This is a genomic window from Streptomyces camponoticapitis, from assembly GCF_014646115.1.
Lineage (GTDB): Bacteria > Actinomycetota > Actinomycetes > Streptomycetales > Streptomycetaceae > Streptomyces > Streptomyces camponoticapitis.
The window spans coordinates 486,616-508,766 of the sequence record NZ_BMMV01000001.1; the positions used below are offsets into that span (position 1 = coordinate 486,616).

Genomic DNA, 22,151 nt, shown 5'->3' on the forward strand with positions numbered 1-22,151 from the left:
CTCCGTATGTTGCTGCCTGCTTGCCTGCTGTCGGGCTATTCGGGGGCCGCTTCGAGGGCGTGGCCGACCAGGGCCAGCAGCGTTTCGACGACGGGGATCCGCATGCGCGCGTCCATGGTCGTCACGGGCACGCGCGCCGGCACCGACAGTGCCTCCCGCACGTCCCGGATCTCGTACGACTCCGTGCCCTCGAACTGGTTGACGGCGACGACGTACGGCAGGCCGCGGCTCTCGAAGTAGTCGAGCGCCGGGAAGCAGTCGGAGAGCCGGCTGGTGTCGGCGAGGACGACGGCGCCGATCGCGCCGCGCACCAGGTCGTCCCAGAGGAACCAGAAGCGCTGCTGGCCGGGGGTGCCGAAGAGGTACAGCACGAGGTCGTCGTCGAGCGTGAGCCGGCCGAAGTCCATCACGACGGTGGTGGTCGTCTTCTCCGGGGTCGCCGTGAGGTCGTCGATGTCCTCGCCGGCGCTCGTCATCACGGCCTCGGTGCGCAGCGGCCTCACCTCGGAGACGGATCCCACGAAGGTCGTCTTGCCGACGCCGAAGCCCCCGGCGACCACGATCTTGGTCGCTGTGGGGGCCCTGCTGCGGTCCAACTGCCAGTCGCGCAGCCCTTCTTCGGAGGCGTCGTCCGTCGTGCCGGACGCCCGTGACAGGTCAGAGACGGCGGAGTCCACCCAGCACCCTCTCCAGCAGCGCCCGGTCCGGATGACCACTGCCGTGGCCCGTCCCGTACACCCGGATCCTCCCCTGGTCGGCCAAGTCGCTGAGCAGCACCCGGACGACCCCCAGCGGCATTTTCAGCAGCGCCGAGATCTCGGCGACGGTCCGCATCCGCGCGCACAGCTCCACGATGGCGCGCGTCTCCGGCATGGTGCGGCGCGCGGCGGCGCCGCTCGGCGGCTCCTTGTGCTCCTCCGAGTGCTCCGACGCCTCCAGCGCGGCGACGAACGTCTCGACCAGCAGCACGTGGCCGAAGCGCGTGCGGCCGCCGGTCAGTGAGTACGGCCGTACTCGCGCGGCGCGGCGGTCGGGGACACGCACCGGCAGGCGGCGGGCGCGCGGCCCGCCGCCCGGGAATCCGCGGCCGGATCCGGCCGCGGACACCGATGTCATCGGGCACTCTCCATCGATCTGCGCAACTCGCCGCGGAGTTCGGGCGTGAGCACATGCCCGGCGCGGCCGACGAACACCGCCATGTGGTACGCCACGACGTGCATGTCGCAGTCGGCGCCGGCGTGCAGGCCGAGCAGTGAACCGTCGCTGATCGACATGACGAAGACACTGCCCTCCTCCATGGCGACCATGGTGTGCTTCACGCCCCCGCCGTCCATCAACTCGGCCGCGCCGAGGGTGAGACTGCTGATGCCGGAGATGACGGTGGCCAGGTCGGAGCTGGAGCCGCGGGGACTCTCGCTCCCGCCCGCCGCGTCCGCCGCCTCGTGCTGGGCCGGGTCCGAGGAGAGCAGCAGCAGTCCGTCGGAGGAGACGACCGCGACGGAGTGTGCCCCTCGCACCTCCTGCACGAGATTCGTCAACAGCCAGTGGAGATTGCGGGCTTCGCTACTGAGTCCGAATGTTCCGGTCGCCGTCAACTGCGTGCCTCCTCGACAGTTTCCCCCGTCTCGTCCGTCCGTCCTCCGGTCGCCTCCGCCGCGTCGTCCTGCTGCCGCGGTACTGAACTGGTCTGCGCTGGGCCGGTCTGAACCTGGCCGGTCTGCTTCTGCACTTCGGTCTGCTCCAAGAGCTCGGCATCGGCGTCGCGCCTGCCGTCCTTGGCCCCTCGGTGAAAGCCACCGAGCCTGCGGCGCAACGCGTCCGCGTCGACGCTACCCGTCCGGTCGGCCGACATGACGCCCGGCGTGAGGACTTTGGGGCTGCGCTTCGGGAGTCCCTTGTCGGTGACGGCGTCCGCGGACGCGTCGGTGGAGGGCTCCTCCTCGTCCGTCCCGTACGGCTCGGCCGGGTCGTCCGCTCCCGTCGCCTCCTGCGTCCCGGTGAACTCGTCGTGCCCTTCGTCCGTTTCGTCCGCGACGCGCTCGTGCGCCTCGGGACCGATGGCGTACGGGTCGTCGGCGGGCGCCTCGCGGACCGGCTCCTCGTCCTGGGTGACGAGCGGGTCGCGGCCCGAACGGCCCGGCAGGGCGTTGGAGTTGGCCTCCGCCGCCGACCCCGGCAGCTGCACCTGCGGCGCCGCGCCAGCCGCCGTCGAGCGGTGCGGACCCGCGACCGGGAGAGCCGCCGGAAGCAGCGCCGCCGGCAGTACGACGGTGGCCACCAGCCCGCCCTGCTGCTGCTCGCGCAGCGTGATCCCGACACCGTGGCGCGTGGCGAGCAGCGCGGCCATGTGCAGGCCGAGCCCGTCGCCCTCGCCGTCGGTGACGGGCGCCCCGGACCCGGCCTTCGCCGGCTTCCCGGGCTTCCCGTTCTTGGCCGGCCGCGGCTGGTGCGCCCCCGGGTCGGCGAGCCGCTCGTTGAGTTCGGCGACCCGGGCGGCCGGCATACCGATGCCCTTGTCCTGCACGGAGAGCGTCACGTCGCCGTTCTCCAGCCGCCAGCCGGAGAGCTCGACCTGGGCGTCCGGCGGCGAGAACGAGGTGGCGTTCTCCAGGAGTTCGGCGACGAGGTGGCTGATGTCGTCAGCGGCTGATCCGGTTAGGTGGGCGTTGGGCGGCAGCGACAGGATGGTGACCCGCTCGTACTTCTCGATCTCGCTGACGGCCGCCCGCAGGACGTCGACGAGCGGTACGGGGCCCGCGTAGCTCGCGCCCTGCTCGTGCCCGGCGAGCACCAGCAGGTTCTCGCTGTGCCGGCGCATGACGGTGGCCAGGTGGTCGAGCTGGAAGAGGACGCCGAGCCGGTCCGGGTCCTGCTCGCGCTCCTCCAGGGTCTCGATGACGCCGAGTTGGCGTTCCACGAGGCCGAGTGTGCGCAGCGAGAGATTGACGAACGTGTGGTGGACGGTGTGCCGCAGCGCTTCGAGCTGTGCGGTGATCTCGGCGGTCCGCTCCTGGAGTTCGGTGCGCTGGTCGGCCATGGCCTGCCGGGCGCCGATCAGTCCGGTGCGGTCGCTGTTGAGCTTGTCGGCGCGCGCGGAGATGTCGAGGAGCTTGCCGTGCAGGCTGTTGATCGACCGTACGACCTGGCCGAACTCGTCGTTGCGGCCGGTGAATCGCACCGGTTCCCCGGTCGCGGGCTCGGAGGCCAGGCGGGCCGCTCCGATACGCAGGACGGCGAGCGGCCGGGTGAGCGTACGGGCGACGGCGGTGGACGCGCCGACGGCGACGATCAGCAGGCCGCCGAGGAGCGCGATGCTCACCTCCAGCGAGGTGACCCCGTCGTCGCGCAGCGCCTCCAGGCGCTTGAGCTGGGCGGAGCCGATGCCGGACTCGACACCCCGCATCTGTTCGATACGGCTGGACAGCGACGAGTCGACCTTCTCCTGGTTGGCGTCGCGGTCGCCGTCGGAGAGTTCGGGCCGGTCCGCGAGGCTGGAGAGGTACTTCTCCGCCGCGGTGACGTCGGGCCCGGTGACGGTCGTGGCCAGGGAGTCGCGCGCCTTGGCGCCCGCCGACTGGTCGAAGTCGGCGAGGGAGGCGAGTTCACGGACACGGGCCTGCTGGGCGGCGGCGCTGAGCGCGTCGCGCGTGCGCTCGCTCTCCGCCTTGTCGTCACCGCCGTCGTCGGACTGGACGGGCAGGCCGGTGACGGGGTCGAACCGCGGCTCCGCGCTCTCGGGCTCCGGGACGGCGAGCGCGGCCAGCAGCAGGCCGCGGGTGGCCGACGCCTGCTCCACCGCGCGGCCGAGGGCGGCGGGGGCGCGGGTGCCGTCGACGGCCCCGGGGGGCGTCTGCTCGGCGACCTCGTCGCCGAGGGCGTGCAGCTTGGCGATGACGTCCGTGTACGCCTGGTAGGCCTCCAGGGCGGTGCCCTTGCCGGTCAGGGCCGTGCGGCGGATGGACGGGACGGTGGAGAGGTCCCTGCGCAGACCGGTGGAGGCGACGGCGTCGATCTCGTCGATCTGCCTGTCCACGCGGGTGGCGGGGGCGGCGCCGGGCGCGCTGTCGGTCCCCTCGCCCTCCTCGGCCTTGTCGCCGTCGTTCTCGGCGTCCTGGCGGCCTCCGGCGATATGGACGACGACCTCGTCCCGCTCGTCGGCGAGCGAGTGGGCCAGGACGGCCGTCTGCCGGTTGAGCTCGGCGAGGGTGACCAGGCTCTGGGCGTCGTTCAGCTCGGACGAGGCGCTCAGGACGGCGGGCACGCCCGCCGCCACGACGGTGACGCCGACGACGGCGACCGCGGTGACGAGCCGGGTGCGTACGCGTACGGGCCGTCCGGCGGGAGTCCCGGTCACGTCCACTCCGGCGGACTCCGGCGTCCCCGCCTTACGGGGCTCTACCGAGCCCTGGGACCCGCCGCGCGTGCCGCCCTTGCCCCGAGGCCGCTTCTTCTGCACCGGTGCTCGCATTCTCGACTCGTCCGCCCATGAGGCGGAGATGACGTCCGGTCAGATCCGGATAACCCCTCCACCCCTGGCACGGCTTCCGACCATTCCAGCGTTTCTCGGAGGGGGCGCGTATCGGCCGCTCCGCCACCTGAACGAGTGAACATCAAGGAGGAGTTGGCGAACAACTCGCGCGGGCGCGCGTCGTGGACGCGCACGGTGCGGCGGTTGGAACTTACGCGTGAGCTTTGGCAGGATGCCGGGCCACATCGTCACGGAGCCGACCCTTCCGGGCGACTCGGAGACGGGGCTCCGGCGCTCCGCGCGGACGGTACACCGAGGTGCGCGGCGGCACCGGGCGGCACTGCCGGTACGGGGTGTATGCCCCGGTACGACGCCGGCCCGTCGGAGGGCGCGAAAGACGCACGGAAGACGCTCGGACGCGGCGCGGGCGCCGGGCGGAGCCGCGCGGAGTCTCGGGCAGACTTGGGTCCATGCGCATCGACATCGCCACCGCCCCCGGCAGCCACCCACGCCCGAACGAGGACTGGACCGCCGTGGCCACGCCCTCGGCGGGGAGCGGCGGCACGCTGATCGCGCTGGACGGTGTGACGCCTCCGCGAACCGGCGGCGACGGCTGTGTGCACGGCGTGCCATGGTTCACCTCACGACTGGGCGGCGCGCTGACCGAACTGTCCGCTTCCCGGCGGGAGATGCCCCTCACCGACGTGCTCGGGGAGGCGATCCGGCGTACGGCCGACGCCCACCGGGACACCTGTGACCTTTCTCACCCCCGAACGCCCCAGGCGACGGTCGTCATGGTGCGCTGGGACGCGGGGACGGTCGAGCATCTCGTCCTCTCGGACTCGACCCTCCTCCTGGAGTCGCCGGCCGGCGAGGTGCGGGCCGTCGTGGACGACCGGCTGGACCGCATTCCGCGCTCGGTCCGCCGCCAGGCCGCCGCGACGGACGCGCTGCGCAACACGGAGGGCGGCTTCTTCACCGCGGCCGTCGACCCGGACGTGGCGGCGAAGGCCGTGACGGGGCGTACCCCCGCCTCGGAGGTACGCGCCCTGGTGGCCCTGACCGACGGCGCGGCGCGCTGGGTCGAGGTGTTCCGGGAGGGCGACTGGGCGGACTGTCTGGCGCTCGTCAGGAAGAGCGGCCCGCAGGAGCTGATCGACCGGGTACGGGCGGCGGAGTCCGCCGACCCGGACGGGGTGGCCTTCCGGCGTGGCAAGGCGTACGACGACGCGACCGTCGTGTACGTGGAGCCGTGAGCGCCTTGAGCGCGGTGAACCCCCCGCTCGGCCCCGTCCCGCCGGCGTCGGGACGGGCTCAGCTCACGGCCGCCCAGCTCCCGGCGCGGGCGCTCAGCTCGCCGCGCGGGCGTTCAACTGGTGCAGCAACCGCGCCAGTTCGGCGACCTCCGCCCGGTTCCAGTCCGCGAGCTTGCGCACGTACCGCTCGCGCCGCGCGTCCCGCACCCGCCGGAAGCGCGCGAGACCCTCGGCCGTGAGCCGGACCAGCGAGGCGCGCCCGTCGGCGGGGTCGGGCTCCCGCGTCACCAGTCCGAGCCCTTCCAGCGCGTGCAGTTGACGGCTCATCGTCGCCTTGCCGACGCCGAAATAGACGGCGAGATCGGTCGCCCGCTGCTGGCCCGTCTCCTCCAGGCGCACGAGAAGTCCGTAGGCGGCCGGCTCCAGTTCGGGGTGGACCTCGCGGGCCATCTCTCCGGAATTGGCTCTCGCGCGCCGCAGAAAGACGGCCAACTCCCGCTCCAGCGCCAGGAATTCGCTGTCGACATCACTTTTCCCGGCCGGTTCGGGTTCATTCGCCGTACTGTCTCCGTGCACGTCAGCACCCATAACACCCATCGCGAGCTTTCCCGCTCCTGAAAGTTTCCGACGCCGGGACCCATTGCCCCAGCTCGGTCATTATTTCGCAGGTTTATACCAACGTCGGCGGCCCGAGGTCCTTCCCCCGCTCCGTTCCACCCGCGTCGCGTCCTCCGCAGCACAGATGTTGACATGTACACACCCTGTTGCGGCAGGCCCGGACGGTCGCCCGGAGCCGCGAGTTCCTGAACACGTACGAGTCACGAACGAGGTGGGCCCCCGGCACCGAGTGCCGGGGGCCCACCTCGTTTTCAGCTGTCACCGGTCTTCGCCGTCAGGCGGCGACCGGGATCTCCGTCGCGGCGGCCGTGGCCGACGAGAGCGCGATCTCCAGAACCTGGCGTACATCCGTCACCGGGTGGACCTCCAGCTTCTCCAGGATCTCGGCGGGGACGTCGTCCAGGTCCGCCTCGTTCCGCTTGGGGATCACGACGGTCGTGATGCCCGCGCGGTGCGCGGCCAGCAGCTTCTGCTTCAGACCACCGATGGGCAGGACACGCCCGGTCAGCGAGACCTCGCCGGTCATGGCGACATCCGTACGGACCTGGCGTCCGCTCAGCAGCGAGGCGAGTGCCGTCGTCATCGTGATGCCCGCGCTCGGGCCGTCCTTCGGCACCGCTCCGGCCGGGAAGTGGATGTGCACGCCCCGGTCCTTCAGGTCCGCGACGGGCAGCTCCAGCTCCGCGCCGTGCGAGCGCAGGAAGGAGAGCGCGATCTGGGCCGACTCCTTCATGACGTCGCCCAGCTGGCCGGTCAGGGTGAGACCCGAACCGCCCGTCTCCGGGTCGGCCAGCGACGCCTCCACGAAGAGGACGTCCCCGCCCGCGCCGGTGACGGCGAGGCCCGTGGCCACGCCCGGTACGGCGGTACGGCGCTCGGCCGGGTCCTGGGCGGACTCGGGCACATGGTGCGGCCGGCCGATGAGGCCGCGCAGATCGCCGTCTCCTACGGAGAAGGGCAGCTCGCGGTCGCCCAGCTCGTGCTGTGCGGCGACCTTGCGGAGCAGTCTGGCGATGGAGCGTTCGAGGTTACGTACGCCCGCCTCGCGGGTGTACTCGCCCGCCAGCTTGCGCAGCGCCTCGTCCTCCAGCGTGACCTCGCCGGTCTCCAGACCGGCGCGCTCCAGCTGCCTGGGCAGCAGGTGGTCGCGTGCGATGACGACCTTCTCGTCCTCGGTGTAGCCGTCGAGACGGACCAGCTCCATCCGGTCGAGCAGTGCCTCGGGGATGGACTCCAGCACGTTCGCGGTGGCGAGGAAGACCACGTCGGAGAGGTCGAGTTCAACCTCCAGGTAGTGGTCGCGGAAGGTGTGGTTCTGCGCCGGGTCGAGGACTTCGAGGAGGGCGGCGGCCGGGTCGCCCCGGTAGTCGGAGCCGACCTTGTCGATCTCGTCGAGCAGGACGACCGGGTTCATCGAACCGGCCTCCTTGATCGCCCGGACGATACGGCCCGGAAGCGCGCCCACGTAGGTACGCCGGTGGCCCCGGATCTCCGCCTCGTCCCGGACACCGCCGAGCGCGACGCGGACGAAGGAACGTCCCATGGCGTGCGCGACGGACTCGCCGAGCGAGGTCTTGCCGACGCCGGGCGGACCGACGAGGGCGAGGACGGCGCCGCCGCGGCGGCCTCCCACGACACCCAGGCCGCGGTCGTTACGGCGCTTGCGGACGGCCAGGTACTCCGTGATCCGCTCCTTCACGTCGTCCAGGCCGGCGTGTTCGGCGTCGAGGACGCGCTGGGCGCCCCGGATGTCGTACGCGTCCTCCGACCGCTCGTTCCACGGCAGTTCGAGGACGGTGTCCAGCCAGGTGCGGATCCACGAGCCCTCGGGGCTCTGGTCGGACGACCGCTCCAGCTTGTCGACCTCCTTGAGCGCCGCCTCACGGACGTGCTCGGGCAGATCGGCCGCCTCCACGCGGGTCCGGTAGTCGTCGGACTCGTCGGCGGCGTCGCCGTTGAGCTCGGACAGCTCCCTGCGTACGGCGTCGAGCTGGCGCCGCAGCAGGAACTCGCGCTGCTGCTTGTCGACACCCTCCTGGACGTCCTTGGCGATGGACTCGGCGACGTCCTGCTCGGCGAAGTGCTCACGGAGCTGGTCGGTCGCCATCTTGAGACGGGCCACCGGGTCGGCGGTCTCCAGCAGCTCGACCTTCTGGGCCGTGCTGAGGAACGGCGAGTAACCGGCGTTGTCGGCGAGCTGCGAGACGTCGTCGATCTGCTGGACACGGTCCACGACCTGCCAGGCGCCGCGCTTCTTCAGCCAGTCGGTGGCGAGAGCCTTGTATTCCTTGATCAGTTCGATGACGGAACCGGGCAGCGGGTCGGGCACGGTCTCGTCGACGTGCAGACCCTCGACCCACAGGGCCCGGCCGGGCCCGGTCGTACCGGCGCCGATCCTGACGCGGCCCCTGCCGCGGATCAGGGCGCCGGGGTCGCCGTCGGAGAGCCTGCCGACCTGCTCGACGGTCCCGAGGACGCCGGTCCCCGCGTATGCCCCGTCGAGGCGCGGCACGAGCAGCACCTTCGGCTTTCCCCCGTCGGAGTCGTCGCCGGCGGCCGCCTGGGCGGCCTCGACGGCAGCGCGCACTTCGGTGTCGGAAAGGTCCAGGGGCACCACCATCCCGGGCAGCACGACCTCGTCGTCGAGCGGCAGCACGGGCAGGGTGAGTGGTGTGGACGTGGCAGCCATGGTCTCCCCTTCGGCAGTACAGAAAGTTGAGCTATGCAGACTCAATGCTTGTGAGCCCCCGGTTGTTCCCCGATACCTCGGGAGGGTGTTCGCTCTGAGCGATCCCGCCCCGGATCCTCTCGGCCCGGAAGTCCCTCACGCGATAACAGCGACATGCGATGTAATGTTCCAATGGACTCTTCAACCATTACATCGGCATGGGTCGCCGGCTGGGCCGTCTCCCGCTCCACACCGGCACCGGTCGTGGAGCCGTGGGGCTACCGCGTCGACGTGGGCCTGCCCGGCCATGCGTTCCGGCACGTACTTCCCGAGCCCGACGAGCCCTCCGTGAGGAAGCTCTGCGAAACCGTCACCGAGCCCGGCGCCTGGCTGAAGGTGCTCGCCCCGCCGGAGCGGGTGGCCGGGTGGATCACGCCGGGGTGGACGGTGCCGGACGACCCCGGCTTCATGATGTTCCAGGAACTGCGGCCGTCGGCCGTGCCGGTCCCGCCCGACGGCTACACCGTGCGGGCCGAGACCCGTGACGGCGTCTTCCGGGTACGGGTCACGGCGCCCGACGGCTCCCCCGCCGGCCGTGGCCAGGTCGCCACGGCAGGTGAGGGCGCGACGGCCGTGGTCGACCAGGTCGAGACCTGGCCGGACCACCGCAGACGCGGTCTCGGGCGCCTGGTGATGCGTACCCTCGAAACGGCCGCCGCCGAGGCGGGCGCCACCACCGGTGTCCTCTCCGCCACCAGGGACGGCCTGCGCCTCTACACATCCCTGGGCTGGCGGCTCCAGGGTCCGCTGACGGGCGTCGTCCGCGGGACGCAGGGATGACACGGCCCGCTTCCGCCGCGCCCACGCACGACTGTCCGCACCACCCCCGGGCATACGCCCGGATGAACCGGTTTGTCGTCGCTGGGCGCATCCCGCGAGGATGGCGCCGGCCCCGGCCGGCCGCAGAACTGAGGAGACCTCCCCGTGCCCGACCCCATGTCCGAAGCGCCCCACGACCGCCCCGTCACCCTCGACCGGCGCGACGGCCCGTACGGCGAGATCGTCCTGCGGCGGCGGCCCGCCGATGACGGCGGTGACGGTGGCGACATCCACGAGATCATCGCCAACGGCACCTTCCTGATGGACACCTCCGACGGCCGCTCCGAGCGCCTGCTGATCGACGCCGCGCAGGCCGCCCTCGCCCCCGACCGGCGCGACGGCCTGCCGTCCGTCCTCATCGGCGGGCTCGGCGTGGGCTTCTCGCTCGCGCACGCCGCCGACGACGAGCGCTGGGGCCGGATCGTGGTGGTCGAGCGCGAGCAGGCGGTCATCGACTGGCACCACGAGGGACCGCTCGCCCGGATCTCCGGCGCGGCGCTCGGCGACCCGCGGACTGTGATCCTCCACACCGATCTCGTCGACTACATCCGTACGGAGACGGAGGCCGCGGAGGCCGACGACCAGCCCATCGACCGCTACGACGCGCTCTGCCTGGACATCGACAACGGACCCGGCTGGACCGTCACGGACGAGAACGCCGGCCTCTACACACCCGGCGGACTGGCCGCCTGTCTGGCGAGGCTCAACCCCGGCGGAGTGCTCGCCGTCTGGTCCGCGCAGCCCTCGCTCGCGTTCGAGGACGCCCTGCGGAATGTCGGTTTCACCGGGGTTAGGACGGAAGAGATCCAAGTTGCCCGGGGAGTGCCTGACGTGGTCCATCTCGGCGTTCGCCCTGCGTAGCCGGGACCCCTCCGGTGCCTCTACGCTGCTCCCCACACACGGGATCCACATCCTCGCGAGGCATGTGGATCGAGGAACACGGATCGCGGAACGTACCAGGGGCGGGGCGATGGAGCAGACACACACCAGCCAGAACGGGGTCGCGGCCACACCCGGCGCGCAGCGCCGGGTGCTCGTGGTCGAGGACGACGCGACGATCGTGGACGCCATCGCGGCCCGGCTGCGTGCCGAGGGTTTCGTCGTCCAGACGGCAGTCGACGGCCCTGCCGCCGTCGACGCCGCCGAGGCCTGGCAGCCCGATCTGATGGTGCTCGACGTGATGCTGCCCGGCTTCGACGGTCTGGAGGTCTGCCGCCGTGTCCAGGCGCAGCGTCCGGTGCCGGTGCTGATGCTGACGGCGCGCGACGACGAGACCGACATGCTCGTGGGCCTCGGCGTCGGGGCCGACGACTACATGACGAAGCCGTTCTCGATGCGGGAGCTGGCGGCCCGGGTCCATGTGCTGCTGCGAAGGGTCGAACGCGCGGCGCTGGCCGCCGTGACGCCGCGCAGCGGCATCCTGCGCCTCGGCGAGCTGGAGATCGACCACGCGCAGCGCCGGGTGCGGGTGCGCGGCGAGGACGTACATCTGACACCCACCGAGTTCGACCTGCTGGTCTGCCTGGCGAACACGCCGCGCGCGGTCCTCTCGCGCGAGCAGCTGCTGGCCGAGGTGTGGGACTGGGCGGACGCCTCGGGCACCCGTACGGTCGACAGCCATATCAAGGCGCTGCGCCGGAAGATCGGCGCCGAGCGGATCCGTACGGTGCACGGTGTGGGATACGCCCTGGAGACACCGGCGCCATGAGCCGGTCGCCGGGCGGCAGAGGCGAGCAGGACGAGGGTCCCGGGCGGTCCGGACGCGCGGCGCGCTCGCCGCGCGTCCCGCGCCCCGGGCGCACCCCCCGCTCGTCCCGCACTGGCGCGGCCCGGCCGGCCAGAGCCGGCACCAGGGGCGGCTCACCGCGCCACGACCCGTCCGGGCACGGTCCCGCACGGAAGGGCCCGGCCCGGATCAGAGCCGGGCACGGCGCTCTCCGCGGCCCCGACGCGGGCGGTCTGCGACCGTTCTCGATCAAGACGAAGCTCGGCATGCTCGTCGTGGTCTCCGTGCTCATCACCACCGGTCTGCTGATGGTGGCCCTGCGCACCGAGACGGAGCTGCGCTTCATCACGGTCTTCTCGATGATCGCGACGCTGCTGATCACCCAGTTCGTCGCACACGGCCTGACCGCGCCGCTGGACGAGATGAACACCGTCGCGAAGGGCATCTCGCACGGCGACTACACCCGGCGGGTCAGCGGGGCCGACCGCCGTGACGAACTGGGCGACCTGGCCTCCACCATCAACCGGATGGCGGACGACCTGGAGGCCGTCGACCGGCACCGCAAGGAACTGGTCGCCAATGTCTCGCACGAGCTGCGCACACCGATCGCCGCGCTGCGCGCCGTGCTGGAGAACGTCGTGGACGGTGTGTCCGCCGCCGACCCGGAGACGATGCGTACGGCGCTGAAGCAGACCGAGCGCCTGGGCAGACTCGTCGAGACACTGCTGGACCTCTCCCGGCTCGACAACGGTGTGCTGCCCCTCAAGGCACGGCGCTTCGAGGTGTGGCCCTATCTGTCCGGGGTCCTGAAGGAGGCCAATCTCGCTGCCTCGCAGCGCGGCCTCAGCTCGGGATCGGGCAATCACACCCGTACGGACGTCCATCTGCACCTGGATGTGTCGCCGCCGGAGCTGACGGCGCACGCGGACGCGGAGCGGCTGCACCAGGTGGTGGCCAATCTCATCGACAACGCGGTCAAACACAGCCCGCCGCACGGCCGGGTGACGGTACGGGCCCGGCGCGGGCACGGGCCGGAGTCGCTGGACCTGGAGATCCAGGACGAGGGGCCCGGCATTCCGGAGACCGAGCGGCACCGGGTCTTCGAGCGCTTCAACCGCGGCAGCTCCCCTTCGCCGCACGGTCCGGGCAGTGACGGCGGTACGGGACTGGGGCTGGCCATCGCGAGCTGGGCGGTGGATCTGCACGGCGGACGCATCGGGGTGGCCGAATCCGTACGTGGGTGCCTCATCCAGGTGACACTTCCGGGAATACCTCGGGCGCGGGGTTGACGTAGGGTTCGATCCGGAGGCACCGGAAGCGACCGTTCCCCCGGGCGTTCGTCGGGCGGCGCCGAAGCGGACCCTGTTCAGGGGCCGAAAAGGCGTGTGAACGGCGCGGTGTGTCCACAGTTCCGAGGACAGCTACAAGAACAGCCCCAAGGAAACCTGGCTTGTTTCCCGCCAATTCCTGTGCCGAAACCCGCCTTCCGGTGTGACGTGCATGACGTTGCCCCCGCCCGGTCTGCTCCTCTCGGTCCGGTAGGCGTAGCCTTGATTCCCGCTGTCCATCACCTTGTGAAGCGGAAGAGGGCGGTTGCCGCCGTGTCGTCTCAGTCCCCCAGTAACTCAAGCGTCTCGACCGACCAAACGGGGCAGGACAAGAATCCTGCCGCCGCCTTCGGGCCCAACGAATGGCTCGTCGACGAGATCTACCAGCAGTACCTCCAGGACCCGAATTCGGTCGACCGTGCCTGGTGGGACTTCTTCGCCGACTACAAGCCGGGGAACACCGGTGCGGCGGACAAATCCCCGGAGCCTGCCGCGACATCCACCGCAGCCGCGGGGGCTGCGGTGAGCGCCGCACCGGCAGCGCCGCCCGCCGCCACCGCGACGGCTCCGGCCGCGCCGGCGAAGCCCGTGGCAGCGGCTCCCGCGCAGGCCCACGCCCCCAAGGCCGAGACCCAGGCGCCGGCCGCACCCGCCGCGCCCGCCAAGCCCGCCGCCGCGGCGCCCGCACCCGCGAAGGCGGCTCCCGCCGCCAAGCCCGCGGTCGCGGCCGAGCCGAAGGCCGAGCCGGCCGAAGAGCCCACGGGCCCCGAGTACGTGACGCTGCGTGGCCCGTCGGCCGCTGTCGCGAAGAACATGAACCTGTCGCTGGAGCTGCCCACGGCCACGTCCGTGCGCGCCGTCCCGGTGAAGCTGCTCTTCGACAACCGCATCGTCATCAACAACCACCTGAAGCGGGCGCGCGGCGGCAAGATCTCCTTCACGCACCTCATCGGGTACGCGATGGTGCAGGCCATCAAGGCCATGCCGTCGATGAACTACTCCTTCGCGCAGAAGGACGGCAAGCCCACCCTGGTCAAGCCGGAGCACATCAACTTCGGTCTGGCCATCGACCTGGTGAAGCCGAACGGCGACCGTCAGCTCGTCGTCGCCGGCATCAAGAAGGCCGAGACGCTCAACTTCTTCGAGTTCTGGCAGGCGTACGAGGACATCGTCCGGCGCGCCCGCAACAACAAGCTGACGATGGACGACTTCAGCGGTGTCACCGTCTCGCTGACCAACCCGGGCGGCCTCGGCACGGTCCACTCCGTGCCGCGTCTGATGCCCGGTCAGTCGGTCATCATGGGCGTCGGATCCATGGACTACCCGGCCGAGTTCCAGGGCACCTCGCAGGACACCCTGAACAAGCTGGGCATCTCCAAGGTCATGACGCTGACCTCGACGTACGACCACCGCGTCATCCAGGGCGCCGCCTCCGGCGAGTTCCTGCGGATCGTCAGCCAACTGCTGCTCGGCGAGAACGAGTTCTACGACGAGATCTTCCAGGCGCTGCGCATCCCCTACGAGCCGGTCCGCTGGCTCAAGGACATCGACGCCTCGCACGACGAGGACGTCACGAAGCCCGCGCGGGTCTTCGAGCTGATCCACTCCTATCGGGTGCGCGGCCATGTCATGGCCGACACCGACCCGTTGGAGTACCGCCAGCGCAAGCACCCCGACCTGGACATCACCGAGCACGGCCTCACCCTGTGGGACCTGGAGCGGGAGTTCGCGGTCGGCGGCTTCGCCGGCCAGTCGATGATGAAGCTGCGCGACATCCTGGGCGTGCTGCGCAACTCGTACTGCCGCACCACCGGCGTCGAGTTCATGCACATCCAGGACCCGAAGCAGCGCAAGTGGCTCCAGGACCGCATCGAGCGCTCCAACTCCAAGCCGGAGCGCGAGGAGCAGCTGCGGATCCTGCGCAGGCTCAACGCCGCCGAGGCGTTCGAGACGTTCCTCCAGACCAAGTACGTCGGCCAGAAGCGGTTCTCGCTGGAGGGCGGCGAGTCCGTCATCCCGCTGCTCGACGCGGTCATCGACTCGGCTGCCGAGTCGCGGCTCGACGAGGTCGTCATCGGCATGGCCCACCGCGGCCGGCTCAACGTCCTGGCGAACATCGTCGGCAAGTCGTACGCCCAGATCTTCCGCGAGTTCGAGGGCAACCTCGACCCGAAGTCGATGCACGGCTCCGGCGACGTGAAGTACCACCTGGGCGCCGAGGGCACCTTCACCGGTCTCGACGGCGAGCAGATCAAGGTGTCGCTGGCCGCGAACCCCTCGCACCTGGAGGCGGTCGACCCGGTCCTCGAAGGCATCGCGCGCGCCAAGCAGGACATCATCAACAAGGCCGGCACGGACTTCACCGTGCTGCCCGTCGCACTGCACGGCGACGCGGCGTTCGCGGGCCAGGGCGTCGTCGCCGAGACGCTCAACATGTCGCAGCTGCGCGGCTACCGCACCGGCGGCACGGTGCATGTGGTGATCAACAACCAGGTCGGCTTCACCGCCGCCCCGGAGGCCTCGCGCTCCTCGATGTACGCGACGGACGTCGCGCGCATGATCGAGGCGCCGATCATCCACGTCAACGGTGACGACCCGGAGGCATGCGTCCGGGTGGCGCGGCTCGCGTTCGAGTTCCGCCAGACGTTCAACAAGGACGTCGTGATCGACCTCATCTGCTACCGCCGTCGCGGTCACAACGAGGGCGACAACCCGCAGTTCACCAACCCGCAGATGGTCACCCTGATCGACAAGAAGCGCTCGGTGCGCAAGCTCTACACCGAGTCGCTGATCGGCCGCGGCGACATCACGCTGGAAGAGGCCGAGCAGGCACTCCAGGACTTCCAGGGCCAGCTGGAGAAGGTGTTCGCCGAGGTCCGCGAGGCCACGTCGCACCCGGCTCCGGCCCATGTCCCGGACGCCCAGGCGGAGTTCCCCGTCGCGGTCACCACGGCCATCTCGCAGGAGGTCGTCAAGCGGATCGCCGAGTCCCAGGTCAACATCCCCGACTCCATTACGGTGCACCCGCGCCTCATGCCGCAGATGCAGCGCCGCGCGGCCTCCGTGGAGGACGGCACGATCGACTGGGGCACCGGCGAGACCCTGGCCATCGGCTCGCTGCTGATGGAGGGCACCCCGGTCCGGCTGTCGGGCCAGGACACCCGCCGCGGCACGTTCGGCCAGCGGCACGCGGTGCTGGTGGACCAGGAGACCGGCGAGGACTACACCCCGCTGCTCTACCTGGCCGAGGACCAGGCCCGTTACAACGTCTACGACTCGCTGCTCAGCGAGTACGCGGCGATGGGCTTCGAGTACGGCTACTCGCTGGCCCGCCCGGAGTCGCTGGTCATGTGGGAGGCCCAGTTCGGCGACTTCGTCAACGGGGCGCAGACCGTCGTCGACGAGTTCATCTCGTCGGCGGAGCAGAAGTGGGGCCAGACCTCGGGCGTCACGCTGCTGCTGCCGCACGGCTACGAGGGCCAGGGCCCGGACCACTCGTCCGCGCGCCCCGAGCGCTTCCTCCAGATGTGCGCGCAGAACAACATGACGGTCGCGATGCCGACCCTGCCGTCGAACTACTTCCACCTGCTGCGCTGGCAGGTCCACAACCCGCACCACAAGCCGCTGGTCGTCTTCACCCCGAAGCTGCTGCTGCGGCTGAAGGCGGCGACCTCGAAGATCGAGGAGTTCACCACCGGCGGCTTCCGCCCGGTGATCGGCGACTCGCTGAGCGAGGCGGGCTCGATCGATCCGGCGGCCGTCCGCAAGGTCGTCTTCTGCGCGGGCAAGGTCTACTACGACCTGGACGCCGAGCGGCAGAAGCGCGGTCTGACGGACACCGTGATCGTGCGGCTGGAGCGGCTGTACCCGCTGCCGGGCGCGGAGCTCCAGGCGGAGATCGCGAAGTACCCGAACGCCGAGAAGTACCTGTGGGCGCAGGAGGAGCCGGCGAACCAGGGCGCGTGGCCGTTCATCGCGCTCAACCTGATCGACCACCTGGACCTGGCGGTCGGAGCCGACGTCCCGCACGACGAGCGGCTGCGCCGGATCTCGCGGCCCGCGTCCTCGTCGCCGGCGGTCGGTTCCGCCAAGCGGCACCAGGCGGAGCAGGCGCAGCTGTGCGCCGAGGTGTTCGACGCCTGACCGCTCTGATGTGAGGTACGTACGAGGGCCCGGCACCGCGCGGACGCGGTGCCGGGCCCTCGTATCTCGTCGGCGCCTCCGGCTCAGCCCAGATACGGCTCGAAGTCCCAGTAGGGCCGTACCCGTTGGCGTGCGGAGAGCGTGTGCTGGTGCTGCGCGCCCATCGTGCGGGTCAGCTTCTGGAGGGCGTCCTCCTCCAGTTTGTCCGCCTCGTCGCGCTGCTGGAGCGCGCGCAGATCGGCCGCGAGCGCCGTCTGGCAGGAGAGCGTCATCGGATGGATGTCGCTGAGCGCCGCACGGGCGCGCCGCAGCGTGTCCCTGCTCAGCTCGGCGGCCTCCTCCAGACGCCCGCTCAGATTCCGCCCGCCGGACGCGTTCAGCGCGCAGCCCAGGGTCCACGGGTGGTCGTCGCCGAGGAGGGTGCGCAGACCGGTGAGCGCCTGCTCGAAGAGGACGAGTGCGCCGTCCCTGTTCCCCTCGGCCTGCATGAGGAGCCCGATGTTCGACTGCATGCCGGTCGGTACGGGGTGGGCCTGGCCGACCAGGGCGCGGTAGGTGTCCTCGGCCTCGGTGAGCAGATCCCTGGCGAGCCCCAGATCGCCGTGCACCCGGAGGTAGTTGCCGTAGTCGGTGACCAGCATCAGGTTGTTGTGGTGGCCCTTGCCGTACACGCGCTCGTGCCGCGCGAGCAGGTCGGCCATCACGGGACCGATGTCGTCGCCCTTGGCCCCGGCCCTGCGCCTGCACAGGACGAGGTTGTGCTGCGCCCACAGCGTCTGCGGGTGGTGTTCGCCGAGGACCTGGATATGGGTCCGCACGCCGAGCTCCTGGCGGGCCAGCGCGTCGTGGTAGCGGCCGAGGAGCCGCAGGTCGCGGGCGCAGGCGTTGACCGAGTGCAGGGTGTTGGAGTGCCGGGCGCGCAGGACGGCCTCGCGTTTGCGGAGCGTGTCGAGGTCGATCTCGTACGCCTTCTCGTACTGGCCGAGAAGCCGCAGGGACACGCCCAGGCTGTGCTGGGCCAGGAGTGTCGTCCACTCGTCGGGGCCCAGCAGTTCCCGGCCGACGTCGACGAGGTCCCGCTGGAGCTGGTACGCCTCCGGGTAGCGGCCGAGGAACCGGAGGTCGGAGCTGAGCCCGGTGTTGGCCGTCATCAGCTTGATCGGGTCCGGCTCCGACTGGGCCAGCAGGAGCGCCAGGGCGGCGCTGTCCCTGTCGAACGCCTCGTGGAACCGGCCGCTGGCACGGAGAATCACCGTGGTCCGCGCGGTGAGCTCCAGCATCTCGGGGGCGTCGGGCGCGAACAGCTCGTTCCACTTGGCCCGGACCACCCGGACGAGGTCCATGCCGACGGTGAACTCACCGCTGTTGTAGCAGTAGCGCAGGGTGTTCAGGACGAGCTGGACGGCGCGCGGGTCGGTGCTTTCCAGTACGCCCGAGAATTCGAGCTGCGGCAGGATCTCGGCGTACCGGGGCCACTGCCTGCTGTCGAACGGTTCACCGGGGTGGCTGCCGACGAGGACCTGGCGGACCACCGCGCGATGGATCTCGCGGTCGTCGCTCGCGGTGAGCTGCCTGACGATGCCGTGCACGACGCGGTGCATGTGGACGGACTCCTGGCGGGAGCCGGCGTCGCGTCCCTCCGAGACGGAGGGGCTGCGTGAATCCTTGGTGACGACCGAGTAGTTGGCGAGGGTGTCCAGGGCGCGCGGCCAGTCGGGGGTGTCGTCGGCGATCCAGCGCAGCTGTTCGGGGAGGTCGCCCGGGGCCACGCCGCGGACCAGGCCGATGGGGATCCGCCCGGGGGCGAAGCAGGCGCAGAGTTTGAGGAGTTCGAGCGCGCGCGGCTCGGAGTCGCGGACCCGGTTGAAGAACATCGACCAGGAGGTGAGCGAGGAGCTGGGGTAGTCGCCCAGCTCGGTCATGTCGTCGAGGGGGTTGATCTCCCCGCTGTGGACCTTTTCGAGGTACTCCGAGACGGGCATCTGCCACTCACCGAGCAGCGCCGCCGCGTGGGCCATCTGCAGGGGCAGGTCCGCGAACTCGGCGGCGACCTTGTCGGCGTCCTCCGCCGTGATGTGCGGGGCCCTGCGCATCAGATAGCCGGTCGACTCGGCGCGCAGGAAGACGGGCACCTCCACGACCTCTCCCACGGTGCGCCAGCCGTGGTTGCGCGAGGTGATCAGCACGTGGCCGGTGCCGCCGCGGGGCAGCATCGCGGTCGCCTCCTCCACGTCCTCCCAGCCGTCGAAGATCACCAGCCAGCGGCTGTGCGGATCACCGCGGCGCAGCGCGTCCCGCACGGCGCGGATCCGCTCGCCGGGCTCGGAGCCGCTGCGCAGGCCGAGGGCCGGTGCCAGCTCGCCGAACCGGTCGCGCTGGGTGCCGCGCTGGTCGGAGTTGACCCACCACACGACGTCGTAGTCGGGGCTGAAGCGGTGGGCGTACTCGGCGGCGAGCTGGGTCTTGCCGATGCCCGACATGCCGACCAGCGCGCAGACCGCCGCGCCGGACTCGACCTCCGTGAGGGATTCCTGGACGCGGTTGAGGAGGTCGTCCCGGCCGGTGAAGCGCAGGTTGCGGCGCGGCACCTCGCCCCAGACGGCGGGCGCGTCGCTGGGATAACGGGAGGGGGTCGACACGGCGTCGGTGCGGGACGCGGAAGGTTCGAGGTCGAGCCGTGCCAGCAGGCGCCGTTCGGCTTCCTGTTCGGCGATGCCCCACAGGTCGACCGGTTCGAGCACGGCGGTCGCGGGCAGCAGCGAGCGGTTGGTCAGATTGACGGCGGCGAACCGGTCGGCGTTGGCGGCGACGAAGCCGCGCAGCACCGCGTTCCACTCGCCCTCACGCCGGGGGCCCAGCTCGAAGAACCAGTCGCTGAGCACCAGCAGGACCCGCCCTCTGGCCAGCAGCAGGTCACCGAGCGCGACCTCCAGGGACTCGTCGCGATCCGGGTCCCAGCGGTGCGTCGTCACGCGGTGGCCGTGCGCTTCGAGCCGACGGGCGATCCAGGTGGCCCAGGGCCGGTGGTGGCCCGGGAAGGCGACCACGAAATGCTGTGACTCCTGATCGGGGCCGCCGTCCTCCGTCAGGTGCCGCTGAGCGACCATGCGCGCGTCTCCTCATTCATCGAGCTGCGCCATTCCCTGACGGCGCGTCTGAAAGATTACCGAACGTCACCGTCCCCGGACAGGGAATCGGACAGTGCGTACGGGCTACCGGGGCCCCCGCCGAGCGAGGTCAGGTGCTGTCTCATCGATACGGTGAACCGTTCTCCGTGCTCGGTGAGTTGATGGCTGTTCAGCAGAATGGGGAGCGCGTCGGCGACCTGGGCGCGGTACTCCTCGCGGCGCGCGCGGGCCGCGCGGCGGGCGGCCGGGGCGGCGCCGGGGCGCTCGGCGACGCGCGACCAGAGGTCGGCGAGGGCGAGATGCGCGTAGGTCCCCTGGAGCACACCGTCGAAGGGGCGCGGGTCCTCGCGCCACGCGACGTGGTGGACGGCCGAGCCGTCGGCGTGGTGCAGCGCGACGAGGTCGGTGAGAACGGCCAGCTTGCTGTGGGCGAGCTCGTGCACGAGCACCTCCGCGAACCGCCGTGCGCTGTCGGGCAGCGCGGTGTGCACGGCCCAGGGGGCCGCCCTGAGAGTGCGGCTGGAGGCGCCTTCGCCGGCCGGGGCCATCGGGACCACGGACCGTACGAGCCCGGTGATCTCCGCGGCCCGCCAGGGGTCCGCGGCCTGGAGAAGGGAGACGGCGGCGCGCCAGCGGCCGAGCCAGGCGGCGCGGTCGGGACGCGGCTGCACGTCCGGGGCCCGAGAGACGTCCGGGAACGCGATGTGTCCGGTGCCGAGGTCGTCGAGCCGGCCGGCGCTGCCGGGCAGGACGGCCAGGGAGGTCCAGCCCGCCCCCGCTCCCCGGCCGTCGGGCCGCAGCGGCACGGAACGGCCGAGGTGTCCCACCGGCGTGAGCAGCGCGCCGTGCGGGCCTGTGCGGATCCGTACGTGGGAGGCGCGGGCGTCCTGGACGCCGATGCCGGGCAGGACGAGCCGTCCGTCCACCGTGGGGAGCACCGTGCGCAGGCGGGCTCCGGTGCGCAGCGCCGTACCGACGGCGATGCCGCCGAGAGGGTGCAGGGCGGCGGTGAGGCCGTCCGGTCCGGGTGCGTTGAGGGCGTCCACGATCCAGCCGCCGACGGCGGGGTAGTCGAGGAGCCGGCGGGCGGCGGCCGGTGTGGGCGACTCGGCCCGCTCCAGGAGGCGCCAGTCCCGGTCGAACGCGGCACGGGCGGGCGCGGGTAAGTCCTCCCGCCCGACGCGGGCGAGGAGGGCCTTGAACAGGACCAGCCGGCGGCTGTGCAGTGCGGCGTGCAGCAGACCGATGTCGTGCGGCCGCTGGCGGGTGGCGGCGATCCGCACCAGGGTGGCGGGCGGGACGTGGAAGGCCCCGGGAGCCGCGGCCATTACCTCCGCTCCGCGGCGAGACTGACCGAATCCCGCCGCCCCGTCGGCCGGTTCACGGTGAATCCCCCCACGAGTCGGTGAACGAGCCCGGGCAGCGGAGCACGTCCTCGACGGCCGCCGTCAGCGCCTCGTCGTCCAGCCCCTGGAGGGTCCGCAGGTCGACACCGGTGAGATCGGGAAGCACGGGGCTCCCAGGAATCCCACCGGTCTGCTCAGCGGATCCGGGCACACGTTGCTCCAGCACGCTCTGCTCCTCCCCGATGCCCCCGAGGGCGTGTGGTGAAAGTCCCGCCTTGCGATCGCACACACCAGACGCCGGTGAGCACCGCTCTGCGGGGCGGACGGCGCCACGTTCACGGCGGACCGTGGGAGGCGCCGCCGCGTGGGTTCTACTTCCCGAGGCCCACGATTCGGAAACCCGTTCGCCACACAGGGAGTTGGGGTTCCGGCCGGAGCGTGTGACTTCGGGGACACGTCATGGGGAGCGCATGCCGGGCGCGTAGAGGCATGGACCGGTCGCGCACGCACACGGTCCTGAGGAATGGACCCCTATCCGGGACGTGGACCCGGCCCTGGGACGTGGTTCTCACCACCGGCCCGGCCCTCGCT

General features: G+C 71.3%; 15 protein-coding genes. 6 read left to right on the top strand and 9 right to left on the bottom strand.

Annotated features, from left to right (window positions below):
• Window positions 1-35: 35 nt before the first annotated feature.
• The 4 genes from IEY79_RS02075 to IEY79_RS02090 are packed head-to-tail and all read right to left on the bottom strand — an operon-like array spanning window position 36 to window position 4,456.
• Window positions 36-677: a GTP-binding protein gene (locus IEY79_RS02075; RefSeq protein ID WP_189105479.1), complete on the bottom strand. Its 642-nt coding sequence runs from the start codon at window positions 675-677 to the stop codon at window positions 36-38.
• Complete coding sequence (locus tag IEY79_RS02080; RefSeq protein WP_189105480.1) at window positions 658-1,116, bottom strand: DUF742 domain-containing protein; 459 nt, start codon at window positions 1,114-1,116, stop codon at window positions 658-660. Before IEY79_RS02080 ends, IEY79_RS02075 begins: the two co-directional genes overlap by 20 nt.
• Window positions 1,113-1,595, bottom strand: a complete 483-nt coding sequence (locus IEY79_RS02085) for a roadblock/LC7 domain-containing protein (protein ID WP_189105481.1) — start codon at window positions 1,593-1,595, stop codon at window positions 1,113-1,115. Before IEY79_RS02085 ends, IEY79_RS02080 begins: the two co-directional genes overlap by 4 nt.
• Window positions 1,592-4,456 (bottom strand): sensor histidine kinase, encoded by a 2,865-nt coding sequence (locus tag IEY79_RS02090; RefSeq protein WP_189105629.1) that lies wholly within the window; start codon window positions 4,454-4,456, stop codon window positions 1,592-1,594. The genes IEY79_RS02085 and IEY79_RS02090 overlap by 4 nt, the downstream gene beginning before the upstream one ends.
• A 482-nt stretch (window positions 4,457-4,938) precedes the next feature.
• Between IEY79_RS02090 and IEY79_RS02095 the strand changes: the two genes are divergently transcribed.
• A complete protein-coding gene (locus IEY79_RS02095; RefSeq protein ID WP_189105482.1) occupies window positions 4,939-5,724 on the top strand; it encodes a protein phosphatase 2C domain-containing protein in 786 nt (261 codons plus the stop codon).
• Window positions 5,725-5,817: 93 nt separating this feature from the next.
• Here the strand turns inward: IEY79_RS02095 and IEY79_RS02100 are convergent, their stop codons facing one another.
• Together IEY79_RS02100 and lon are read right to left on the bottom strand one after the other, a co-directional pair.
• Window positions 5,818-6,312: a MarR family winged helix-turn-helix transcriptional regulator gene (locus IEY79_RS02100; protein ID WP_189105483.1), complete on the bottom strand. Its 495-nt coding sequence runs from the start codon at window positions 6,310-6,312 to the stop codon at window positions 5,818-5,820.
• Window positions 6,313-6,616: 304 nt separating this feature from the next.
• A complete protein-coding gene (gene lon, locus IEY79_RS02105) occupies window positions 6,617-9,031 on the bottom strand; it encodes an endopeptidase La (protein ID WP_189105484.1) in 2,415 nt (804 codons plus the stop codon).
• A 171-nt stretch (window positions 9,032-9,202) separates the two neighbouring features.
• Here lon and IEY79_RS02110 point away from each other — a divergent pair, with 171 nt between their 5' ends.
• The 5 genes from IEY79_RS02110 to IEY79_RS02130 all read left to right on the top strand — a co-directional run bounded on the left by IEY79_RS02110 (window position 9,203) and on the right by IEY79_RS02130 (window position 17,086).
• A complete protein-coding gene (locus IEY79_RS02110; protein ID WP_189105485.1) occupies window positions 9,203-9,850 on the top strand; it encodes a GNAT family N-acetyltransferase in 648 nt (215 codons plus the stop codon).
• A 156-nt stretch (window positions 9,851-10,006) separates the two neighbouring features.
• A complete protein-coding gene (locus IEY79_RS02115; RefSeq protein ID WP_189105630.1) occupies window positions 10,007-10,750 on the top strand; it encodes a spermidine synthase family protein in 744 nt (247 codons plus the stop codon).
• Between the two features lie 109 nt (window positions 10,751-10,859).
• Window positions 10,860-11,597: a response regulator transcription factor gene (locus IEY79_RS02120; protein WP_023538700.1), complete on the top strand. Its 738-nt coding sequence runs from the start codon at window positions 10,860-10,862 to the stop codon at window positions 11,595-11,597.
• Between the two features lie 284 nt (window positions 11,598-11,881).
• Window positions 11,882-12,904 (top strand): HAMP domain-containing sensor histidine kinase, encoded by a 1,023-nt coding sequence (locus IEY79_RS02125; protein ID WP_189105631.1) that lies wholly within the window; start codon window positions 11,882-11,884, stop codon window positions 12,902-12,904.
• Window positions 12,905-13,216: 312 nt separating this feature from the next.
• Window positions 13,217-17,086, top strand: coding sequence for a multifunctional oxoglutarate decarboxylase/oxoglutarate dehydrogenase thiamine pyrophosphate-binding subunit/dihydrolipoyllysine-residue succinyltransferase subunit (locus IEY79_RS02130; RefSeq protein WP_189105486.1), 3,870 nt, complete (start codon window positions 13,217-13,219; stop codon window positions 17,084-17,086).
• 83 nt (window positions 17,087-17,169) lie between these two features.
• Here the strand turns inward: IEY79_RS02130 and fxsT are convergent, their stop codons facing one another.
• Genes fxsT through IEY79_RS02145 form a run of 3 tightly spaced genes read right to left on the bottom strand, consistent with a single transcriptional unit; the run spans window position 17,170 to window position 21,786 of the window.
• Entirely contained in the window at window positions 17,170-20,193 is a 3,024-nt protein-coding gene (fxsT, locus tag IEY79_RS02135; RefSeq protein WP_189105487.1) for an FxSxx-COOH system tetratricopeptide repeat protein, read from the bottom strand.
• 56 nt (window positions 20,194-20,249) lie between these two features.
• On the bottom strand, window positions 20,250-21,542 hold the full coding sequence (locus tag IEY79_RS37945; RefSeq protein WP_189105488.1) for an aKG-HExxH-type peptide beta-hydroxylase: 1,293 nt from the start codon (window positions 21,540-21,542) through the stop codon (window positions 20,250-20,252).
• Between the two features lie 52 nt (window positions 21,543-21,594).
• The gene (locus IEY79_RS02145; RefSeq protein ID WP_189105489.1) at window positions 21,595-21,786 is read right to left on the bottom strand and encodes an FxSxx-COOH-like cyclophane-containing RiPP peptide; all 192 of its coding nucleotides are present in this window, start codon (window positions 21,784-21,786) and stop codon (window positions 21,595-21,597) included.
• Between the last annotated feature and the right edge of the window lie 365 nt (window positions 21,787-22,151).

Excerpts from the sequence above, each read along its gene's own strand:
- IEY79_RS02080 (WP_189105480.1), bottom strand. The coding sequence starts at position 1,116 with ATGACATCGGTGTCCGCGGCCGGATCCGGCCGCGGATTCCCGGGCGGC.
- IEY79_RS02095 (WP_189105482.1), top strand. The coding sequence starts at position 4,939 with ATGCGCATCGACATCGCCACCGCCCCCGGCAGCCACCCACGCCCGAAC.
- IEY79_RS02100 (WP_189105483.1), bottom strand. The coding sequence starts at position 6,312 with ATGGGTGCTGACGTGCACGGAGACAGTACGGCGAATGAACCCGAACCG.
- lon (WP_189105484.1), bottom strand. The coding sequence starts at position 9,031 with ATGGCTGCCACGTCCACACCACTCACCCTGCCCGTGCTGCCGCTCGAC.
- IEY79_RS02110 (WP_189105485.1), top strand. The coding sequence starts at position 9,203 with ATGGACTCTTCAACCATTACATCGGCATGGGTCGCCGGCTGGGCCGTC.
- IEY79_RS02115 (WP_189105630.1), top strand. The coding sequence starts at position 10,007 with ATGTCCGAAGCGCCCCACGACCGCCCCGTCACCCTCGACCGGCGCGAC.
- IEY79_RS02120 (WP_023538700.1), top strand. The coding sequence starts at position 10,860 with ATGGAGCAGACACACACCAGCCAGAACGGGGTCGCGGCCACACCCGGC.
- IEY79_RS02125 (WP_189105631.1), top strand. The coding sequence starts at position 11,882 with ATGCTCGTCGTGGTCTCCGTGCTCATCACCACCGGTCTGCTGATGGTG.
- fxsT (WP_189105487.1), bottom strand. The coding sequence starts at position 20,193 with ATGGTCGCTCAGCGGCACCTGACGGAGGACGGCGGCCCCGATCAGGAG.
- IEY79_RS37945 (WP_189105488.1), bottom strand. The coding sequence starts at position 21,542 with ATGGCCGCGGCTCCCGGGGCCTTCCACGTCCCGCCCGCCACCCTGGTG.